The 18,126-nt window shown below is 70.7% G+C and carries 13 protein-coding genes and 1 tRNA gene; 7 read left to right on the top strand and 7 right to left on the bottom strand.

From position 1 onward, the window contains the following. Nucleotides 1–255 precede the first annotated feature (255 nt). The 4 genes from ACWD0Y_RS08875 (at nt 256) to ACWD0Y_RS08860 (ending at nt 4,823) form a co-directional block, all read left to right on the top strand. Nucleotides 256–1,527, top strand: a complete 1,272-nt coding sequence (locus ACWD0Y_RS08875; protein ID WP_450259687.1) for an aspartate kinase — start codon at nt 256–258, stop codon at nt 1,525–1,527. After that, nucleotides 1,524–2,582, top strand: coding sequence for an aspartate-semialdehyde dehydrogenase (locus ACWD0Y_RS08870; protein ID WP_450259686.1), 1,059 nt, complete (start codon nt 1,524–1,526; stop codon nt 2,580–2,582). Before ACWD0Y_RS08875 ends, ACWD0Y_RS08870 begins: the two co-directional genes overlap by 4 nt. Nucleotides 2,583–2,877: 295 nt before the next feature. Continuing rightward, a complete protein-coding gene (locus tag ACWD0Y_RS08865) occupies nt 2,878–3,537 on the top strand; it encodes a SigE family RNA polymerase sigma factor (RefSeq protein ID WP_450259685.1) in 660 nt (219 codons plus the stop codon). After that, complete coding sequence (locus ACWD0Y_RS08860) at nt 3,534–4,823, top strand: hypothetical protein (protein WP_450259684.1); 1,290 nt, start codon at nt 3,534–3,536, stop codon at nt 4,821–4,823. Before ACWD0Y_RS08865 ends, ACWD0Y_RS08860 begins: the two co-directional genes overlap by 4 nt. A 70-nt stretch (nt 4,824–4,893) precedes the next feature. Here the strand turns inward: ACWD0Y_RS08860 and ACWD0Y_RS08855 are convergent, their stop codons facing one another. Both ACWD0Y_RS08855 and ACWD0Y_RS08850 read right to left on the bottom strand, forming a co-directional pair. Further along, a complete protein-coding gene (locus ACWD0Y_RS08855; protein WP_450259683.1) occupies nt 4,894–5,748 on the bottom strand; it encodes an SURF1 family protein in 855 nt (284 codons plus the stop codon). Between the two features lie 111 nt (nt 5,749–5,859). Then, nucleotides 5,860–7,662 (bottom strand): S9 family peptidase, encoded by a 1,803-nt coding sequence (locus tag ACWD0Y_RS08850; protein WP_450259682.1) that lies wholly within the window; start codon nt 7,660–7,662, stop codon nt 5,860–5,862. Nucleotides 7,663–8,345: 683 nt separating this feature from the next. Here ACWD0Y_RS08850 and ACWD0Y_RS08845 point away from each other — a divergent pair. Beyond that, nucleotides 8,346–10,679, top strand: a complete 2,334-nt coding sequence (locus tag ACWD0Y_RS08845) for an FhaA domain-containing protein (protein WP_450259681.1) — start codon at nt 8,346–8,348, stop codon at nt 10,677–10,679. Nucleotides 10,680–10,947: 268 nt separating this feature from the next. Here the strand turns inward: ACWD0Y_RS08845 and ACWD0Y_RS08840 are convergent. Together ACWD0Y_RS08840 and ACWD0Y_RS08835 are read right to left on the bottom strand one after the other, a co-directional pair. Then, a tRNA-Pro gene (locus ACWD0Y_RS08840) sits at nt 10,948–11,021 on the bottom strand. 137 nt (nt 11,022–11,158) lie between these two features. After that, nucleotides 11,159–12,106, bottom strand: a complete 948-nt coding sequence (locus ACWD0Y_RS08835; RefSeq protein ID WP_450259680.1) for a metallophosphoesterase — start codon at nt 12,104–12,106, stop codon at nt 11,159–11,161. A 76-nt stretch (nt 12,107–12,182) separates the two neighbouring features. On the opposite strand from ACWD0Y_RS08835, the gene ACWD0Y_RS08830 reads away from it, so the two are divergent. Further along, nucleotides 12,183–12,647, top strand: coding sequence for a GatB/YqeY domain-containing protein (locus tag ACWD0Y_RS08830; RefSeq protein ID WP_450259679.1), 465 nt, complete (start codon nt 12,183–12,185; stop codon nt 12,645–12,647). Nucleotides 12,648–12,768: 121 nt separating this feature from the next. Here the strand turns inward: ACWD0Y_RS08830 and ACWD0Y_RS08825 are convergent, their stop codons facing one another. Next, entirely contained in the window at nt 12,769–15,003 is a 2,235-nt protein-coding gene (locus ACWD0Y_RS08825) for a transglycosylase domain-containing protein (RefSeq protein ID WP_450259678.1), read from the bottom strand. A gap of 407 nt (nt 15,004–15,410) precedes the next feature. Between ACWD0Y_RS08825 and ACWD0Y_RS08820 the strand changes: the two genes are divergently transcribed. Continuing rightward, nucleotides 15,411–15,752 carry a WhiB family transcriptional regulator gene (locus tag ACWD0Y_RS08820; RefSeq protein WP_176710042.1) on the top strand — a complete coding sequence of 114 codons (342 nt, stop codon included), beginning with the start codon at nt 15,411–15,413 and terminating at the stop codon, nt 15,750–15,752. Here ACWD0Y_RS08820 and ACWD0Y_RS08815 read toward each other — a convergent pair. Both ACWD0Y_RS08815 and ACWD0Y_RS08810 read right to left on the bottom strand, forming a co-directional pair. Continuing rightward, entirely contained in the window at nt 15,749–17,098 is a 1,350-nt protein-coding gene (locus tag ACWD0Y_RS08815; RefSeq protein ID WP_450259677.1) for an ArsA family ATPase, read from the bottom strand. The genes ACWD0Y_RS08820 and ACWD0Y_RS08815 overlap by 4 nt on opposite strands. After that, entirely contained in the window at nt 17,095–18,084 is a 990-nt protein-coding gene (locus ACWD0Y_RS08810; protein ID WP_450259676.1) for an ArsA family ATPase, read from the bottom strand. The genes ACWD0Y_RS08815 and ACWD0Y_RS08810 overlap by 4 nt, the downstream gene beginning before the upstream one ends. Between the last annotated feature and the right edge of the window lie 42 nt (nt 18,085–18,126).

Below are 18,126 nucleotides of genomic sequence, written 5' to 3'. Positions count from 1 at the left end.
CCGGGCGCGGACGGCGTACGTACGGCCGTCGCGGGCCCGCAGCCAGGGGGGCGGCGCCCGCGGGCGCGGCCGTGTGAGCCGGGACACCTTTCGCGTACCCTGCCCGTCGCCGGGCAGGGGTCCCCGTCGAGCGGGCAGGACCTGCCGACGTGCCCGGATCATGAGCGGGACATCTCACGATGCGGTATCACGTGGGCAGGCCCCGTCCGCTCGGTAAACTGAGCCGACCGCAGTAATGACTAACGAGGAGCGCACGTGGGCCTTGTCGTGCAGAAGTACGGAGGCTCCTCCGTAGCCGATGCCGAAGGCATCAAGCGGGTCGCCAAGCGAATCGTCGATGCCAAGAAGAACGGCCACCAGGTCGTTGTCGTGGTTTCGGCGATGGGCGACACGACGGACGAGTTGATCGACCTCGCCGAGCAGGTATCCCCGATTCCTGCCGGACGTGAATTCGACATGCTGCTGACCGCGGGTGAGCGGATCTCCATGGCCCTGCTGGCCATGGCGATCAAGAACCTGGGCCACGAGGCCCAGTCGTTCACGGGCAGCCAGGCGGGTGTCATCACCGACTCGGTCCACAACAAAGCGCGCATCATCGATGTCACGCCGGGCCGGATCCGCACCGCTCTCGACGAGGGCAACATCGCCATCGTCGCCGGGTTCCAGGGTGTGTCCCAGGACAAGAAGGACATCACCACCCTCGGCCGGGGCGGGTCGGACACGACCGCGGTCGCCCTCGCGGCAGCGCTGGACGCCGAGGTCTGTGAGATCTACACCGATGTGGACGGTGTCTTCACCGCCGACCCCCGGGTCGTGAAGAAGGCCCGGAAGATCGACTGGATCTCCTTCGAGGACATGCTGGAGCTCGCCGCCTCCGGCTCCAAGGTGCTGCTGCACCGGTGCGTGGAGTACGCACGCCGTTACAACATCCCGATCCACGTCCGCTCGTCCTTCTCGGGACTGCGCGGCACCTGGGTCAGCAACGAGCCGCAAGGGGACCAGCAGGTGGAGCACGCCATCATCTCCGGAGTCGCCCACGACGTCTCCGAAGCCAAGGTCACGGTCGTCGGTGTGCCGGACAAGCCGGGCGAGGCCGCGGCGATCTTCCGGTCCATCGCGGACGCCGAGATCAACATCGACATGGTCGTGCAGAACGTCTCGGCCGCGTCGACCGGACTGACCGACATCTCCTTCACCCTCCCCAAGACCGAGGGCCGCAAGGCCATCGACGCCCTGGAGAAGTCGAAGGCCACGATCGGTTTCGATTCGCTGCGTTACGACGACCAGATCGGCAAGATCTCCCTGGTCGGCGCCGGTATGAAGACCAACCCGGGCGTGACGGCGGGCTTCTTCGAGGCGCTGTCCGACGCGGGTGTGAACATCGAGCTGATCTCGACGTCCGAGATCCGCATCTCGGTCGTCACCCGCGCCGACGACGTCAACGAGGCCGTGCGCGCCGTGCACTCGGCCTTCGGCCTGGACAGCGACTCCGACGAGGCGGTCGTCTACGGAGGCACCGGGCGGTGACCGGCAAGCCGACGCTCGCGGTCGTCGGAGCGACCGGAGCCGTCGGCGCCGTCATGCTCCAGATCCTGTCGCAGCACGCCGACGTCTGGGGCGAGATCCGACTCCTCGCCTCCCCGCGCTCGGCCGGCCGCAAGCTGGTCGTGCGCGGGGAGGCGACCGAGGTCCTGGCGTTGTCGGAAGAGGCCCTGAGGGGCGTCGACGTCGCGATGTTCGACGTGCCCGACGACGTGGCCGCGCGGTGGGCGCCCGTCGCCGCCGCCCAGGGCGCGGTGGTGGTGGACAATTCCGCGGCCTTCCGGATGGACCCGGACGTCCCGCTGGTCGTCCCCGAGGTCAATCCGCATGCCGTACGGACCCGCCCGCGGTCCATCGTGGCGAGCCCGAACTGCACGACGCTGTCGATGATCGTGGCGATCGGCGCGCTGCACGCCGAGTTCGGTCTCGCCGGCCTCGTCGTCTCCTCGTACCAGGCCGTGAGCGGCGCGGGCCGGGCCGGCGTCGAGGCGCTGCGCACCCAGCTCTCGCTCGTCGCGGGCACGGAGCTGGGGACGCACCCCGGTGACGTACGACGCGCGGTGGGCGACGACACCGGGCCCTTCGCCGCCCCGATCGCGCTGAACGTGGTGCCGTGGGCCGGCTCGCTCGCGGACGACGGCTGGTCGTCGGAGGAGCTCAAGATCCGCGCCGAGTCGCGCAAGATCCTGGACCGGCCCGGTCTGCCGGTGTCGGTCACGTGCGTCCGGGTGCCGGTGCTCACCACGCACTCCCTGGTGGTGCACGCACGCTTCGAGAACGAGGTCTCGGTCGAGCGGGCGCACGAGATCCTGGCGACCGCGCCGGGCGTGGTGCTGTTCGACGACCCGGCCGCGGGGGAGTTCCCGACGCCGGCCGACGTGGTGGGGACCGACCCGACGTGGGTGGGGCGGGTACGCCGGTCGCTGGACGATCCGACGGCGCTCGAACTCTTCGTGTGCGGTGACAACCTCCGCAAGGGCGCCGCGCTCAACACCGCGCAGATCGCCGAGCTGGTGGCCGCCGAGCTGGGAGCGGCGTAACCCGGCGGTGGAATCGGGGCGGTGACAAGCGGAATCCTTTGTAGGATCTGTGAACACTCTGTGATCAAGTCGAAGACCGCATTACTTGAACCGGAGCGTGATTCTGTTCGATCATTCGCTCCCCGCCTTACTGCAACCGGCAGTTGGGAGGGGAGCGTCTTTGCGGTTGCCCCGGCAAAACGCCACGACAATTGGGGCATTCAGGAGGGCGGGTGCGCATGCGGGCGTTTGTAACACCGTCAAAAGCGGTGCCTCGTGCGTACAACCCTGTCGGGGGGAAGCGTGTCCAACAGGCGTGGCAGAGGTACTCGACATCACAGTGGGCACGGCTCGAGGCGCAGCAGTGCGCCCGCTCCGGCGGCCCCGCCCGCCCGGCGGCATGCCGGTGATCGCCCCCATGCCGACCGCACGTCCCGCCCGTATACCGTCCGCGCGTGAGGGCGCTGAAGACGTCATGACCGCGGGCACCACAGTCGATCACCTGACCGAGACCTACCGGGCTCACTACCGCTCCCTGCTCGGCCTCGCGGCCCTGCTGCTCGACGACACGGCCTCGTGTGAGGACGTCGTGCAGGAAGCTTTCATCCGTGTGCACTCCGCGCGCAACCGGGTCCGCGACCCGCAGAAGACCCTGGCCTACCTGCGCCAGACCGTCGTCAACCTCTCCCGCTCCACGCTGCGCCGCCGCATCCTCGGCCTGAAGCTGCTGTCGAAGCCGATGCCGGACATGGCGAGCGCGGAGGAGGGGGCGTACGACCAGCTGGAGCGTGACGCGCTGATCAAGGCGATGCGCGGGCTCCAGCGACGCCAGCGCGAAGTGCTGGTCCTGCGGTACTTCGCGGACATGACGGAGGCTCAGTGCGCCGAGACGCTGGGGATATCCCTGGGTTCGGTGAAGGCGTACGGTTCACGCGGCATCGCGGCGCTCCGCGTCGCCATGGAGGCCTCGGCATGAGTGACAAGCAAGAGCGGCACGGGCCGGACGGGCCGTTGAACGACCTGACTGGAAAAGCGATTGTGAACGACAGTCCGAACGAGCGCGACGAGCCCGATACGGACGAGGTCCTCGGCACGACCGACGGTCCCGGCACGACCGACGGTCCCGGCACGGACGACGGTCCCGGCACGAGCGACGGCCCGGGCACGGCCGACGGCCTCGGCATGGGCGACGAGCTCGCCCTGCGCCGGATGCTGCGCGGCGCCGTGGAAGAACTGGAGCCCTCGCGAGACGCCCTGGAACACCTGCGCAAGGCGGTCCCCGCCCGGCGCGCCAGGCGGCGCCAGGCCGTCGTCGGCATGGCGGCCGCCGCCCTCTTCGTCGGCACGGCGGTCCCCGCCTTCGTCCACGTGGCGAACTCCGACAGCGCGGCCGACGGCCGCCCGTCGATAGCGGGCCACGGACGGGACACGCACGGCGGCACCGGCTGGGAGAAGGGCGTCGACGGCGGCAAGGGCAAAAGGGTGGAGGAGAAGCCTTCCGAGAAGGAGCTCTCCCGGGAAGAGAAGAAGAAGCGGAAAAAGAAGGAGAAGGACGCCGGGAAGGGTTCTTCGGACACCGGTGAGAGCCGCCGCACCGGCAGTGGCGGCGGCGGTGGCGGCGGCGGTGGCGCCGAGGCTCCGGGCAGCGTGCCCGCGTCGACGCCGACCTGCGGCGCGAGCCAGCTCTCGGTCGTCTCGGCGGGTACCGGCACGCCCGACGCCGAGGGCAAGGTGTACGGCACGTTCCGGGTCGTCAACATCTCCGAGATGCGGTGCACAGTCGCCGGCCGGGGCTCGGTGTACGCGCAGCCGATGGGCGCGGCCGACCCCAGCCGTATCAACGTCGTCGACCACACCTCGGGCGACGCGGCGGCCGGTCTGCCGGACCCGTCCCTGGAGACGACCGGCCTGCTGCTGGAGCCGGACATGGCGTACGAGGTGAAGTTCGCCTGGGTGCCGACGGACAGCTGCCCGACGACCAACCCCTCGCCCGATCCCGTGCCCACCGATCCGGGCCCGGACCCGGGTCCGACGGGCGGCACGGAAGACAGCAGCACGGGCGGCATCGGCGGTACGGGCGAGGGAAGCGAGGCTGAGCAGGCCGGCATGGAGCCGCAGCTCGGCACCGAGGACGGCGGCACGGCGGACGGCAGCGTCTCGGTGAGCCACACACCGGAGGCGGGCGCGTCGAGCGCGGCGGCGACGGTTCCCAACGCGTGCGCGGGGACGATCTACCGCACGGGCGTGCTGGCGGCGCAGTAACGGAGCGGAAGGGTACGGCGACGGGGCGGGCGCGCCGTCGCCGGCCGCGCCCGCCCCGTCGCCGTACCTCTCAGTCGCGCCTGCCGCCGGAACCGGCGGTGTCGCCGGCGCCCGCGCCGACCGCCACCCCGTCGGCCTGCCCGTCCCCGCTCTCCGGGGTCTCCGGCACCGCCGGGCCCTCCGGCAGGATTCCGAGGGCGAGGTCCCGGGCGGCCTCCGCCTCACGGCGCATGAGCCGGAACCACATGAAGAGCACGAAGCCCGCGAAGACGAACCATTCGCCGGTGTAGCCGAGGTTCTGGAACGCCTTGAGATCGAGGCCGCTGCCCTGCGGGGCGACCGCGGGGACGGGCAGCAGGCCGGGATCGCCCTCGGTGAGGGTGATCCAGGCGTCGTACACGTCGTACGGAACGAGGTTGACGAGCGACGCGGCGCTGATCATCCCCAACTGCCCCTCCGGCAGTCCGCCGCCGGTGTGCACGCCGTCGGTGCCCGAGTTCTCGGACGCCTGGAGCGCGCCGGTCACGGTGACCTCGCCCGGGGGCGCGGCCGCGGCCCTCTCCCCGGCGGGCAGCCATCCGCGCACGACGGGCAGGGCCTTGCCGTCGTCCGTGCGCAGCAGGGTCAGCACGTAGGAGCCGCGCTTGCCGTCGAGCTCCCGTCCGGGCACGACGAACTGCTCGGCGTAGCGCCCGGTCGCGGTGGCGGGCCGCCCGGAGGTCTCTTTGTCGACGGGGAGCAGCTCTTCGAGGGGTACGGCGGCCTGCGTGCCCGGATCGGGCTTCTCCTCGGCGGCCTGGTGGGTCTCGACGCGGTCTTCGAACCGCCCGAGCTGCCAGGACCCCATGAAGACACAGAAGGGAATGGCCAGCACGACGAAGAGGTGGATCCCCCACCAGCGGGGCGTCAGCAGGAACCGGTACACCCCACCAAGGTACGGGCCCGCCCCGCCCCGCACACAGCCCGGGGTCGCCGGACGCGGACATTCCGGCCCGTCCGGGGCCCGGCTCCGGCCCGGCCCCGGGCCCCGTTCCCGCTAACCCAGATGCCGGGCGGCGAACTCCAGCTCCAGCCGGACCTGCTTGATCCGCTCCTCCACCACCAGCGACCCGTGCCCCGCGTCGTACCGGTACACCTCGTACACCGCTCCCCGCGCCGCCAGCCGGTCCACGTAGTTCTCGACCTGGCGGATCGGACAGCGGGGGTCGTTGACGCCCGCGGAGATGTAGACCGGGGCCCGCACCGCGTCGACGTACGTCAGCGGCGAGGACGCCTCGAAGCGCTCCGGGACCTCCTCCGGCGCGCCGCCCAGCAGTGTGCGGTCCAGTGCCTTCAGCGCCTCCATCTCGTCGTGGTACGCCGTCACGTAGTCGGCGACCGGTACCGCCGCCAGCCCCACCGCCCACGCCTCCGGCTGCGTACCGAGGCCGAGCAGCGTCAGGTACCCGCCCCACGAACCGCCCGCCAGCACCAGCTTCGCCGGGTCCGCGAGGCCGGACGAGACCGCCCACTCCCGGACCGCCGCGATGTCCTCCAGCTCGATCAGCCCGACCCGGTGCTTGAGCGCGTCCGTCCACGCGCGCCCGTACCCGGTGGAACCGCGGTAGTTGACCCGCACGACCGCGTAGCCGTGGTCCACCCACGCCGCCGGCCCGGCCGCGAACGCGTCGCTGTCGTGCCAGGCGGGCCCGCCGTGGATCTCGAAGACCGTCGGGAACGGCCCCTGTCCGGTGGCCGGCTTCTGCACGAGCGCGTGGATCCGCCCGCCGGGCCCCTCCACCCACGCGTCCTCCACCGGCACCGACGCCGGCGCCTTCGTCCCCGGCGGGTCGAGCACCACGCGCCCCGACGTCGACCGCACCACCGGCGGCCGGGCCGCCGAGGACCACAGGAACTCCACCGACCCGTCCGGCCGGGCCGTGGCGCCCGACACCGTGCCGGCCGGCGTCTCGACCTCCACCAGCTGCCGCGTGGCGAAGTCGTACCGCCACAGCTCACTGCGCGCCTCGAAGCTGTGCACGACGAGCAGCGCGGCCCCGTCCGGATACCACTCGGCCGACACGTCGCCCGGCAGCTCGATCCCCAGCTCGGTCTCCTCGCCCGACGCCACGTCCCACACCATCGGCTCCCAGCGCCCGCGCCGCTGGTGCCCGACCAGCAGCCGGGTGTCCCCGTCGACCGGAGCGAAGCCGAGCACGTCGAGCCCCAGCTCGGCCTCCCCGCCGCGGGTGTCGTCCAGCTCGGCCACGCCACTGCCGTCCAGCCGCATCACCCGCAGCGCGGAGTGCATCGCGTCGCCGTGCTCGGTGTGCTCGATCGCGATCAGCGTCCCGTCGTGCGACATGTCTCCGACGCCGGCCGACTCCCGGTGCCGGTAGATCTCGACGGGCTCGGCGCCCGGCCGTACGACATGCACCGTGGACCCGTCCTCGTCGGTCGAGCGCCCCACGACCGCCGTCCCGTCCCGCCCGAGCGCCAGCCCGCCGGGGTACGACGGCTCCAGCCCCGGCGCCGCCGGCTCGTCCGCACCGCCCGCGAACGGCTGCCGCATCCAGACGCCGAACTCGTCCCCGTCCGTGTCGCTGAACCACCAGATCCACTCGCCGTCGGGTGTCAGCACCCCGTCGGTGGTCCCGTTCGGCCGGTCGGTGGCCTGCCGCTGCGCTCCGGTCGCCCGGTCCCAGGCGTACAGCTCGTACGTCCCCGTCGCGTTGGACACGAACAACGCGCGGTCCGGCGCGTCCTCGGCCCAGTCGGGCAGCGAGACGCGCGGCGCCCTGAAGCGCTTCTCCCAGTCGGGCATGGACATGGCCTGCGAGGACCCGCTGTTCTCAGTCATCCCCCCATTCTGCGCCGCTCCACCGACAGGCCTCTCCTGTCCTGTCGGTATGCCCGAGGACACGAGGGGGCCAGGTGCTCAGCGCGGGCGTCGTCCGACGGCAGAGCCGACAGCGGTCATGCAGGAGGAGCAGTAACGGTCCGCCGGCGCGTCAGCCCCGGGCAGGGGCGCGCTCGGGGGACGTGAGGGCAGCGGGTATCCGCACAGAGCGCCGACGGCCGCCTCCTCGCTGGTCACATGCCAGACCAGCTCGCTCCGACCGGTCACCGGCTCCGCGTGCATCTCGTACATCCGTGTGCCCTTCCGTACTCACAGCGAGCGGCGCCCGCCCACCGTTCCATGAGAAGCCGCCGGGCCCGAAGGGGCGAATCGGCATGGGCCGGCAGAGGAAACGGGACACCGGAAGCTCGCCGGGCGGACACCCCTGCCCCCGCCCCGCGCAATGCCTGACAGGCCATCAGCTGCCGTGGCCCCTGTCGGCCGCGCGCCGACGCGGCACGCCCACGGCCAGGGAGGGCGGGCCGCAGGCCCCGGCGCGGCGCTCCGGGGGTGAGGGCTTAGGACCGATTCAGTGAATTGCGTCGACACACCGCAGTAAATGACCGTATCTGTCTATATAAGGACTATCGGTAATATTCGCCTCATCTGCCTGTATTGCGGCAGATCGGCACCCGGAGGCTGTAGTGGGAACGCTGAACAAGCTCGAGCAGCGCTTCGAGGCTCTGGTCAACGACACCTTCGCCAAGGTCTTCAGATCCGCCGTGCAGCCCTTGGAGTTCGCCGGCGCGCTGCGGCGCGAGTGCGACATCAACGCCAGGATCTGGACCCGGGACTGCACCATCACACCTAATGTTTTCATCGTCGAACTCAGCCCGGGCGACCACGAGTTGTACAACGCCTGCCTGCTCATGCTCGGCGAGGAGCTGGTCGAGACGGTACGCGCGCACGCCGAGGAGCAGTGCTACTCGTTCGTCGGCCCGCTGAAGGTCCAGTTGCAGCGGGCGGAGAACCTGAAGGCCGGGCAGTACCGCGTGCGCAGCCGGCTCGAGGTCCCGCCCCAGGTCCAGCTCGCCCTGGAAGCCGGCCGGGGCCACCGCGTCACGTACGCGACGGAAGCCGGGCTCCGCGCTGAAGGGGCCCGGGCCTGGCAACCGCCGCAGCATGTCCAGCGCGGTGACAAGCGGGTCCTGACACCGGACCAGTTCATATCGATGGGCCTTTCGATCAGCGAGGACGGCAGCCTGATCCGCGCCGTCCCCCCGAGCCCTCTCGCCGCGCCGCCGGGGCCGCTCCGCCTCGTCGAGGCCGCGGCGAACCGCCCGGGCGTCGCCGTCCTGCCCCAGTCCGGTCACGCGGTACGTGCCCTCCCCGTCGGATCCGGCGGGCGTCCGGCACGTGGCCCCGCAGGAGACCCCGCGCATCGCCCGGACCGCGGGACCGGGCACCAGCACATCGTCCGCCCGCCCGAGCCGCAGATCAGGAGCCTGCCCACAGGCCAGCCGTCGGCCGCCCTCGATCCGGTCGGCGACTCCGGCCGTGCCGAAGCCCCAAGTCATTGGTCCGGAAAGCAAGTGCTGGCCGGAAAGCATTGCCGTCATCACACCACCGACGCTGTGCCCGACGGGCCCTCTCTCTCATCGAAAGGACAAAACGTGACGAACGATCGCGACATCCGCGTTGACGGCTCCGCACCCGACAGGGGCAGGGAGTACTCCGACGGGCTCGGCTTCGCGCCGCCGGACCGGTACGTCGCCGGCGGGCCCCAGGCCGCCGCGCCGACGGAGCCTTCGACCGCCACGCGGCCGGCCGGTCAGGCGGTGTCGCAGGGGGGACCGGCGGAGGACCACGCCCCACTGCCCGTGCGCAACGGCCTCGGCGCGGAGCCCCTCGCGGCTCCCTACGACAGGGGAGCGCAGCAGGCGCGGGCCGCCGGTGGAACACCGGTGCCCCCTCGCCCGCCGGTGCACCACGGCCCGGCGCACCACGGCCCGGCGCAATGGCCGGGGCCGGACTGGAACGGCCGTAGCGGGGGCCTGGGGCACAGCGCGGCTGTCGAGCTCTCCTCCGACCGCCTGCTGCGCAGCCGGTCCAACGGCCGCCGCGGCCTCAGCCGGTTCCGCATCGGCGGCAGGAACGCCGAACAGGAACGCCTGCAGAAGCTGGCCATCCTCCGCACCCCGGTGATGCAGTGCCACAAGATCGCCGTCATCAGCCTCAAGGGCGGAGTCGGCAAGACGACCACCACGACTGCCCTGGGCGCGACGCTCGCCGCCGAGCGCCAGGACCGGGTCGTCGCGATCGACGCCAATCCGGACGCGGGCACCCTCAGCCGCCGCGTGCGCCGCGAAACCGGCGCGACCATCCGCGACCTGGTGGTCGAGATCCCGAACCTCACCAACTACATGGCCGTACGGCGCTTCACCTCCCAGTGCCCGAGCGGCCTCGAGATCCTCGCCAACGAGGTGGACCCCGCTCTCTCGACGGCGTTCAACGACGAGGACTACCGACAGGTCATCAACTGCCTCGGACAGCACTACCCGATCATCCTCACCGACTCCGGCACCGGCCTGCTGCACAGCGCGATGCGGGGCATCCTGGATTTCGCCGATCAGCTGATCGTGGTCGCCACGCCCAGCGTGGACGGCGCGACCAGCGCCAGCACCACCCTGGACTGGCTCAACGCGCACCACTACGAGGACCTCGTCAACCGGAGTATCACCGTGGTGTCCGAGGCGCGCGTGAAGAGCAAGACGGTGAAGGTGAACAACGTCGTGGACCACTTCCGTGCCCGCTGCCGGGGCGTGGTGGTGATCCCGTTCGACGAGCACCTCGCCACGGGCTCGGAGGTCGACCTGGAGCAGATGAAGCCGCGGACCCGCGAGGCGTACTTCGACCTGGCGACGCTGGTGGCCGCGGACTTCCCCCGCACCCAGCCCGAGGCCGTGAGCTGGGCCGCCTCCTACCCCCACTCGGGTTACAACGCGCCCAGCTATTTCGCAGCCCCTGCGCGAGGATGACCTGCCGCCGGATCCGGACCGCCCTGGTACGCCGTTCCCGCCGCCGCCAACTCATTGACTCCCTGCTGCGGCGGCAAGGCACCTGACCTGCGACGAAAGAGGGCCCGGACACGCTTTCCGGGCCCTTCGCGTTTCCCGGCCGCATGCCCCTTCGCGGTCCGGGGACCAGTGAGCGGCCGGCCGCACGCGACGGCACCGAGCGGGCCGGAGAACGGGTCAGGCCCGGCCTCCAATGAAGGAGACCGGGCCTGACCTGGTGTTTCAGCTGTCGGGGTGGCGGGATTTGAACCCACGACCTCTTCGTCCCGAACGAAGCGCGCTGCCAAGCTGCGCTACACCCCGATGTCGCGCGCGTTGCGGCGACATCGATTACTTTAGCGGACGCACGCCCGGAGGCGAAATCCGGTTTCGCGGCCTCGCGGGCCGGGGCGGATCCGGCCGGGGCCGGTGATCACCAGGTCCAGGGTGGGGCCGCTCCCTCAGGGACGTGCCACGAGCGTCAGCAGGGTCGCCTCCGGCGGGCACGCGAAGCGGACCGGGGTGTAGCGGTTGGTGCCGCAGCCCGCCGAGACGTGGAGGTAGGAGCGCCGGCCCTCGGCGGAGTGCGTCGAGAGGCCCTTCGCCCGGTCCGTGTCGATGTCGCAGTTGGTGACCAGTGCCCCGTAGAAGGGAATGCACAGCTGGCCGCCGTGCGTGTGGCCGGCCAGGATCAGCGGGTAGCCGTCGCCGGTGAAGGCGTCGAGTGAGCGCAGGTACGGGGCGTGGACCACGCCGATGGAGAGGTCGGCCGAGCGGTCCGGGCCGCCGGCGACCTCGGCGTACCTGTCCCGCTTGATGTGCGGGTCGTCGACGCCGGTGAAGGCGACCTCCATGCCGTCGAGCCCGCCGAGCTTGAGCCGGCCCCGGGTGTTGGTGAGGTTCACCCAGCCCGCCGCGTCGAAGCCGTCGCGCAGCCGCTCCCACGGGTTGTGCACGACGCCGACGGCCGGCGCGTTGCCGTTCAGGCCGTGCTTGCCCTGGGCCTTCTCGATGAGGTAGCGCGCGGGGTTGCGGAGCTTGGGGCCGTAGTAGTCGTTGGAGCCGAAGACGTAGACCCCCGGGAACTCCATCAGCGGGCCGAGCGCGTCCAGCACCTCCGGCACACCCTCCGGGTCGGAGAGGTTGTCGCCCGTGTTGACGACGAAGTCGGGGCGCAGGCCGGCCAGCGACTGGAGCCAGCGCTGCTTCTTGCGCTGCCCGCTCACCATGTGGATGTCCGATACCTGGAGCACGCGCAGGGGCCGGGCCCCCGGCGGGAGCACGGGCACGGTCACCCGGCGGAGCCGGAACGAGCGGGCCTCGAACCCGGCGGCGTAGGCGAGGCCGGCCGCGCCAACAGCCGTGATTCCTGCGGTGACTTTCAGGGGTACCCCGTAACGTGCGCGCATGTGCCCATCGTCGCAGACGGTCCCGGCGCACGAAATCGGTGGGCGTCAGTCGATGCGTACCTGCCACACTTGCCCCATGACCACGCTCAAGTCCAGGCTTCAGGAAGACCTCACCGCCGCCATCAGGGCGCGCGACGAGCTGACCTCGTCCACGCTCCGGCTGACCCTCACCGCGATCACCAAGGAGGAGGTCGGCGGCAAGGCGGCGCGCGAGCTCTCCGACGACGAGGTGCAGAAGGTGATCGCCAAGGAGGCGAAGAAGCGCCGCGAGGCGGCCGAGGCGTTCACCCAGGGCGGCCGGACCGAGTCGGCCGAGCGCGAGCTGGCGGAGGGCAGGATCCTCGACGCGTACCTGCCGCAGCAGCTGAGCGACGACGAGCTGAACGCCATCGTCGGGCAGGCGGTCGAAGAGGCGAAGGCCACGGGCGCCGAGGGGCCGCGCGCGATGGGCGCGGTCATGAAGATCGTGAACCCGAAGGTGGCGGGCCGCGCCGAGGGCGGCCGGGTGGCGGCCGCGGTCAAGAAGCTCCTGGCGGGCTGAGCACGCCCTACGCGTACACGGGCGTACGGGCCGCGGTACGGCGCACAGCACGGCGGAAGGGGCGCCCGGTGGTCTCCACCGGGCGCCCCTTCCGCCGTACCCGTACACGATGCCGCTGTGTCTACGGCCCGTTCCCGCCCCGGCCGCCGCCGTTGCCGCGGCCCCGGTCGCGGTCACTGCCGCCGTCGTCGTCACCGGGCCCGTCGTCACCGGGCCCGTCGTCACCGGGCCCGTCGTCGCCGGGCTTGTTGTCGTCGCCCTCGTCCCGGTCGCCCTTGTCCTTCTTGTCCTTCTCGGGCTTCGGGATGTGGACGGTGTTGAAGCCGGGCGCGGGCTCGCCGTCCAGCGCGCCGCTCATCGCGTCCTTCCAGATCGGGCCCGGAACCTGGCCGCCGTAGACCTTCGGGTGGTAGACGCCGCCGATGGTGATGTTCTCCATCGAGACCTGCTCGGCGCCGGCCGCGCCGACCCAGACCGCACCGGACAGGTTCGGCGTGTAGCCGACGAACCAGGCGTTGTGGCGGCTGTCCGTCGTACCCGTCTTGCCGGCGTTGTCGCGGCTGGTGAGCCCGGCCTCCTGGCCGGTACCGGAGTCGACCACACCCATGAGCAGGGTGTTGATGGTGTCGGCGGTCCGCTCGGACATCGCCCGCGAGCAGGACGACTTGGGCACCGGCAGGCTCTTGCCCTGCGCGGTCGTGACCGACTCGATGAAGACCGGCGTGCAGTACGTGCCGCGGTTGGCGAAGGTCGCGTACGCGTTCGCCATCGTCAGCGGGGACATGCCCTCCGTGCCCAGCGAGATCGCGGGCACTTCCTTCAGCTTCTGTCCGTCGGCCGTGACGACGCCGAGCTTGTCGGCCATCCTCGTCACCGGGCAGATGCCGATGTCCTCGATCATCTGGATGAAGTAGGTGTTGACCGAGAGGGCCATCGCCTCCTGCAGCGGGTACGGGCCGACCTCGGACTCGGACTCGTTCGGCACCCGCTCGCCGTTGACGTTGACCCAGGGCCTGCTGCTGCAGGTCTGCACCGTCGGGTAGTCCATCTCGAACGGCGACGAGTAGATCTTCGTCGCCGGGATGCCCTGCTCGATGGCCGCGGCCGCCACGAACGGCTTGAAGGTCGAGCCGGTCGGGAAGCCGTAGGTCGATCCGCCCATCTTCTTGTCGGCGGAGAAGTTGATCGTCGTCTCGTTGTTCCCGAAGCCGTACGGCCTGGACTGGCCCATGCCGAGGACCTTGCCGCTGCCGGGCTCGACCAGCGTGACGGCCGTCGCGACCTTGTCGGACTGGTAGACGTGGTTCTTGATCGACGCCTGCACCGACTCCTGCGCCTTCGGATCCAGCGTCGTGCGGATCTTCAGGCCGCCCTTGTTCCAGACCTTGATCCGCTCCTCCTTGGTCTTCCCGAAGACCGGGTCGGACAGGAAGACCTCGCGCACGTAGTCGCAGAAGAAGCCCGCGCCGCTGACGGCGGTGATGCAGCCGTTCTTGGGCTTGCTGACGTTCAGCTCGATCGGGGTGGCCTTCGCCCGGTCGGCCTCGGCCTGCGGGACGGCGTGGACGTCGGCCATGCGCTGGAGCACGGTGTTGCGCCGCTTGGTCGCCTCTTCGGAGTCGTTGACCGGGTCGTAGCGGGACGGCGACTGCACGATGCCGGCCAGCAGCGCGGCCTCCTCCAGCTTGAGGTCCTTGGCGGACTTGCTGAAGTAGCGCTTGGACGCGGACTCGACGCCGTACGCCTGCTGCCCGAAGAAGGTGATGTTGAGGTAGTTCTCGAGGATCTTGTTCTTGCCCAGCTCCTCCTCGACCTGGATCGCGTACTTGAGTTCGCGGACCTTGCGGCCGAGTGTCTGCTGGGTGGCCTGGGCGACCTTGGTGCGGTCGTCACCGGCCTCCTCGACGAAGACGTTCTTGACGTACTGCTGGGTGAGGGTCGACGCGCCCTCCGAGACGCCGCCCGTCTGGGCGTTGCGGTTGGCCGCGCGCAGCACGCCCTTGAGGTCGATCGCCCCGTGCTCGTAGAAGCGCGCGTCCTCGATCGCGATGATCGCCTTCTGCATGTACGGGGAGATGTCCTTCAGGTCCACGACGGTGCGGTCACGCGAGTAGACCGTGGCGATGGGGCCGCCCTGCGCGTCGAGGATGGTGGTGCGCTGGCTCAGCGGCGGCGTCTTGAGGTTCGCGGGGATCTCGTCGAACCCCTCGACCGTCCCCTTGGCCGCGAGACCCAGCGCTCCGGCCGCCGGCAGCGCGATGCCCGCCAGCACAGCTCCGGAGAGCGCGGCGACACCGATGAATTTGGCGGCCTGCTGGATCCCGGTGAGACCCCCGCCCGAGCGCTTTTTTGGCATGGGGGCAGCCTACGTTCTCATTCGCCGGACACGCGTATAGGCCTTGGCCTAAGCTGCTCCCAACTGTCACAGCAGTGTGGTTTCGCATCAAGCCCCCCGACATCGCCGGTGTCAAATTCCGTCAGTTCCGGAATGGGGCGTGCGCATGTCCGATTCCGCCTCATGCGTCACTTGGTTTCCGTTGTGACTTGGCCGAACCGCCCTGCTTCGTCGGGTTGGTTACGTATGCCCTCGCATCACTCCGTCGGGTGATCTGTCGCTTACGCATAGTCCGTTCGGGCCATTCAAGATTGGGCCCGAAGGGGGTGTTGTGCTGTGCCCACCTTCCGTAACGTCCTCAACTGGCAGCGGTGAATATGCCGCTGTCGCCGTGGGGGAGCCTCGATTCGGGAGAGGACGGCGCCGGTATGGGCTGGGTAACCGACTGGAGTGCGCAGGCAGCCTGCCGCACTACCGATCCGGATGAACTGTTCGTACAAGGAGCAGCGCAGAACAGGGCCAAGGCGGTGTGCACCGGATGTCCGGTGCGGACCGAGTGCCTGGCCGACGCGCTGGACAACCGCGTCGAGTTCGGCGTGTGGGGCGGCATGACGGAACGGGAGCGGCGCGCACTTCTGCGCAGGCGCCCCACCGTCACTTCCTGGCGCCGGCTCCTTGAGACCGCCCGCACTGAGTACGAGCGCAGCACGGGCATTCTGGCCGAGGACGACGAGACCGGGGCGTACATCGAGTACGCGGCTGTGGGTTAGTCCGGACGGACGGACCCACCAGGCTCGGCGGCCTCACCGGCGGCGAGCCGGTCAGCGATGGCCCGGAGTCCCGTCAGGTCGTGCACGTCGCCCGGGAGGGCGGCCACTTCGGTCACCGCCACCTCGGGGTGGAGTGCGGTGAAGCGGTCGCGCGTGCGCTGTTCACGCGCGAGGACCTGCATGCGCTCGGCATGCAGGCGCAGCAGACCCGCCGTCAACTGCTCCACGGTGCGGGTGCCGCCGGGGCCGTGGTCCCGGGGGTGGTCCGGTGCGATTTCGGCGTGGGTTTCGTCATCGACTTCCGCATCGGGAGAGGTGGCCGAGGAGTCACGAACACCAGCCTTCCCGGCCTCCTGATCCACAATGCGGCCCTCATCAAGATTTTCTGCGGCGGCGAGCGCCCGCTCGGCCGAGAGCCGGGAAGCGCCGCTGCCGTGAACCCGGTTGAGTACGAGTCCGGCGAACGGCATCTCCTCCGCCGCCAGCCGCTCGACGAAGTACGCGGCCTCGCGCAGCGCGTCCCGCTCCGGTACGGCGACCACCAGGAACGCCGTACCGGGCGCCTGGAGCAGCCGGTACGTCGCGTCCGCACGCGTGCGGAAGCCGCCGAACATGGTGTCCATGGCGGCCACGAAGGTCTGTACGTCACTCAGCAGTTGACCGCCCATCAGCTTGCTGAGGGTGCCCGTCATCATCGACATGCCGACGTTGAGGAACTTCATCCCGGCCCGGCCGCCCACCTTCGCGGGCGCCATCAGCACCCGGATGAACTTGCCGTCCAGGAACGACCCGAGCCGCTTCGGCGCGTCGAGGAAGTCGAGGGCGGACCGGCTCGGCGGGGTGTCGACGACGATCAGGTCCCACTCGTCGCGCGCCCGCAGCTGGCCCAGCTTCTCCATCGCCATGTACTCCTGCGTGCCGGCGAAACCGGCCGACAGGGACTGGTAGAAGGGGTTCTCCAGGATCGCGCGGGCCCGCTCGGCGTCCGCGTGCGCCTCGACGATCTCGTCGAAGGTCCGCTTCATGTCGAGCATCATCGCGGAGAGCTCGCCGCCGGCCGACTCGTCTATGCCCTTCACCCGGCGCGGGGTGTTGTCCAGCGCGTCGATGCCCATGGACTGGGCGAGCCTGCGGGCCGGGTCGATGGTGAGGACGACGACCTTCCGGCCGCGCTCGGCCGCCCGTACCCCCAGGGCCGCCGCGGTCGTCGTCTTGCCGACGCCGCCCGAGCCGCAGCACACGATGATGCGGGTGGCCGGGTCGTCGAGCAGCGGGTCGATGTCCAGCACGGGCGCCGTGTCCATCGCGTCCGCCGTGTCCCTCGTGTCCGTCGCGTTCGCGGTCATGCAGTTCCCCCAGGGGCGGTACGGGCCCGCAGTTCCTTCGCCAGCCGGTAGAGCCCGGCGAGGTCCATTCCCCCGCCGAGCAGCGGCAGTTCGTACGCCGTCAGGTCCAGCCGGGCCAGTACGGCGCGCTGCTCGCGCTCCAGCTCGACGCGTTGCGCGTGCTCCGCGGCCTGTTCGAGGAGCGGGTCGACGAGACGCTCGGCGAGACCGCCGCGGCGAGCGCCGCCCAGTCCGGCCCGGGAGAGCGCCTTGGCGACATCGGAGCGCCGCTCACCGGACGCGGTGCGCAGCGCGTCCTCGTCGAGGTGGTGGGGCCGGACCATGTTCACGATGACGTTGCCGACGGGCAGTTCGGCGGCGCGCAGTTCGGCGACGCCGTCGGCGGTCTCCTGGACCGGCATCTCCTCGAGCAGCGTCACCAGGTGGACCGCGGTCTCCGGCGACTTGAGCACGCGCATGACGGCCTGGGCCTGGTTGTGTATCGGGCCGAACTTGGCCAGTCCCGCCACCTCGTCGTTCACGTTGAGGAAGCGCGTGATGCGGCCGGTGGGCGGCGCGTCCATCACGACGTAGTCGTACGCGTAACGGTTCTGCTTGTCCCGGCGGCGGACCGCCTCGCACGCCTTGCCGGTCAGCAGCACGTCTCTGAGACCCGGCGCGATGGTGGTCGCGAAGTCGATCGCGCCGAGCTTCTTGAGCGCCCGGCCGGCTCCTCCGAGTCTGTAGAACATCTGGAGGTAGTCGAGAAGCGCGCGTTCGGCGTCTATCGCGAGGGCGTACACCTCCCCGCCGCCCGGTGCGACAGCGATCTTGCGCTCTTCGTACGGAAGCGCTTCCGTCTCGAAGAGCTGCGCGATCCCCTGCCTGCCCTCGACCTCCACGAGGAGGGCGCGTTTGCCCTCCGTCGCGAGGGCGAGCGCGAGTGCCGCGGCCACCGTGGTCTTTCCGGTACCGCCTTTGCCGCTGACGACCTGGAGCCTGCTCACGTCCTGGAGCCTAACCAGTCGGGGCCCGGCCTACGCAGGAGG

It is taken from the genome of Streptomyces altiplanensis (genome assembly GCF_053591575.1).
Note: the sequence above shows the minus strand (reverse complement) of the source record. Positions and strands in the feature narration are given on the sequence as shown.

What these genes read in the sequence shown, in the direction of transcription:
- ACWD0Y_RS08860 (WP_450259684.1), top strand. Translation starts at nt 3,534, where the DNA reads ATGAGTGACAAGCAAGAGCGGCACGGGCCGGACGGGCCGTTGAACGAC.
- ACWD0Y_RS08850 (WP_450259682.1), bottom strand. Translation starts at nt 7,662, where the DNA reads ATGACTGAGAACAGCGGGTCCTCGCAGGCCATGTCCATGCCCGACTGG.
- ACWD0Y_RS08835 (WP_450259680.1), bottom strand. Translation starts at nt 12,106, where the DNA reads ATGCGCGCACGTTACGGGGTACCCCTGAAAGTCACCGCAGGAATCACG.
- ACWD0Y_RS08830 (WP_450259679.1), top strand. Translation starts at nt 12,183, where the DNA reads ATGACCACGCTCAAGTCCAGGCTTCAGGAAGACCTCACCGCCGCCATC.
- ACWD0Y_RS08825 (WP_450259678.1), bottom strand. Translation starts at nt 15,003, where the DNA reads ATGCCAAAAAAGCGCTCGGGCGGGGGTCTCACCGGGATCCAGCAGGCC.
- ACWD0Y_RS08820 (WP_176710042.1), top strand. Translation starts at nt 15,411, where the DNA reads ATGGGCTGGGTAACCGACTGGAGTGCGCAGGCAGCCTGCCGCACTACC.
- ACWD0Y_RS08815 (WP_450259677.1), bottom strand. Translation starts at nt 17,098, where the DNA reads ATGACCGCGAACGCGACGGACACGAGGGACACGGCGGACGCGATGGAC.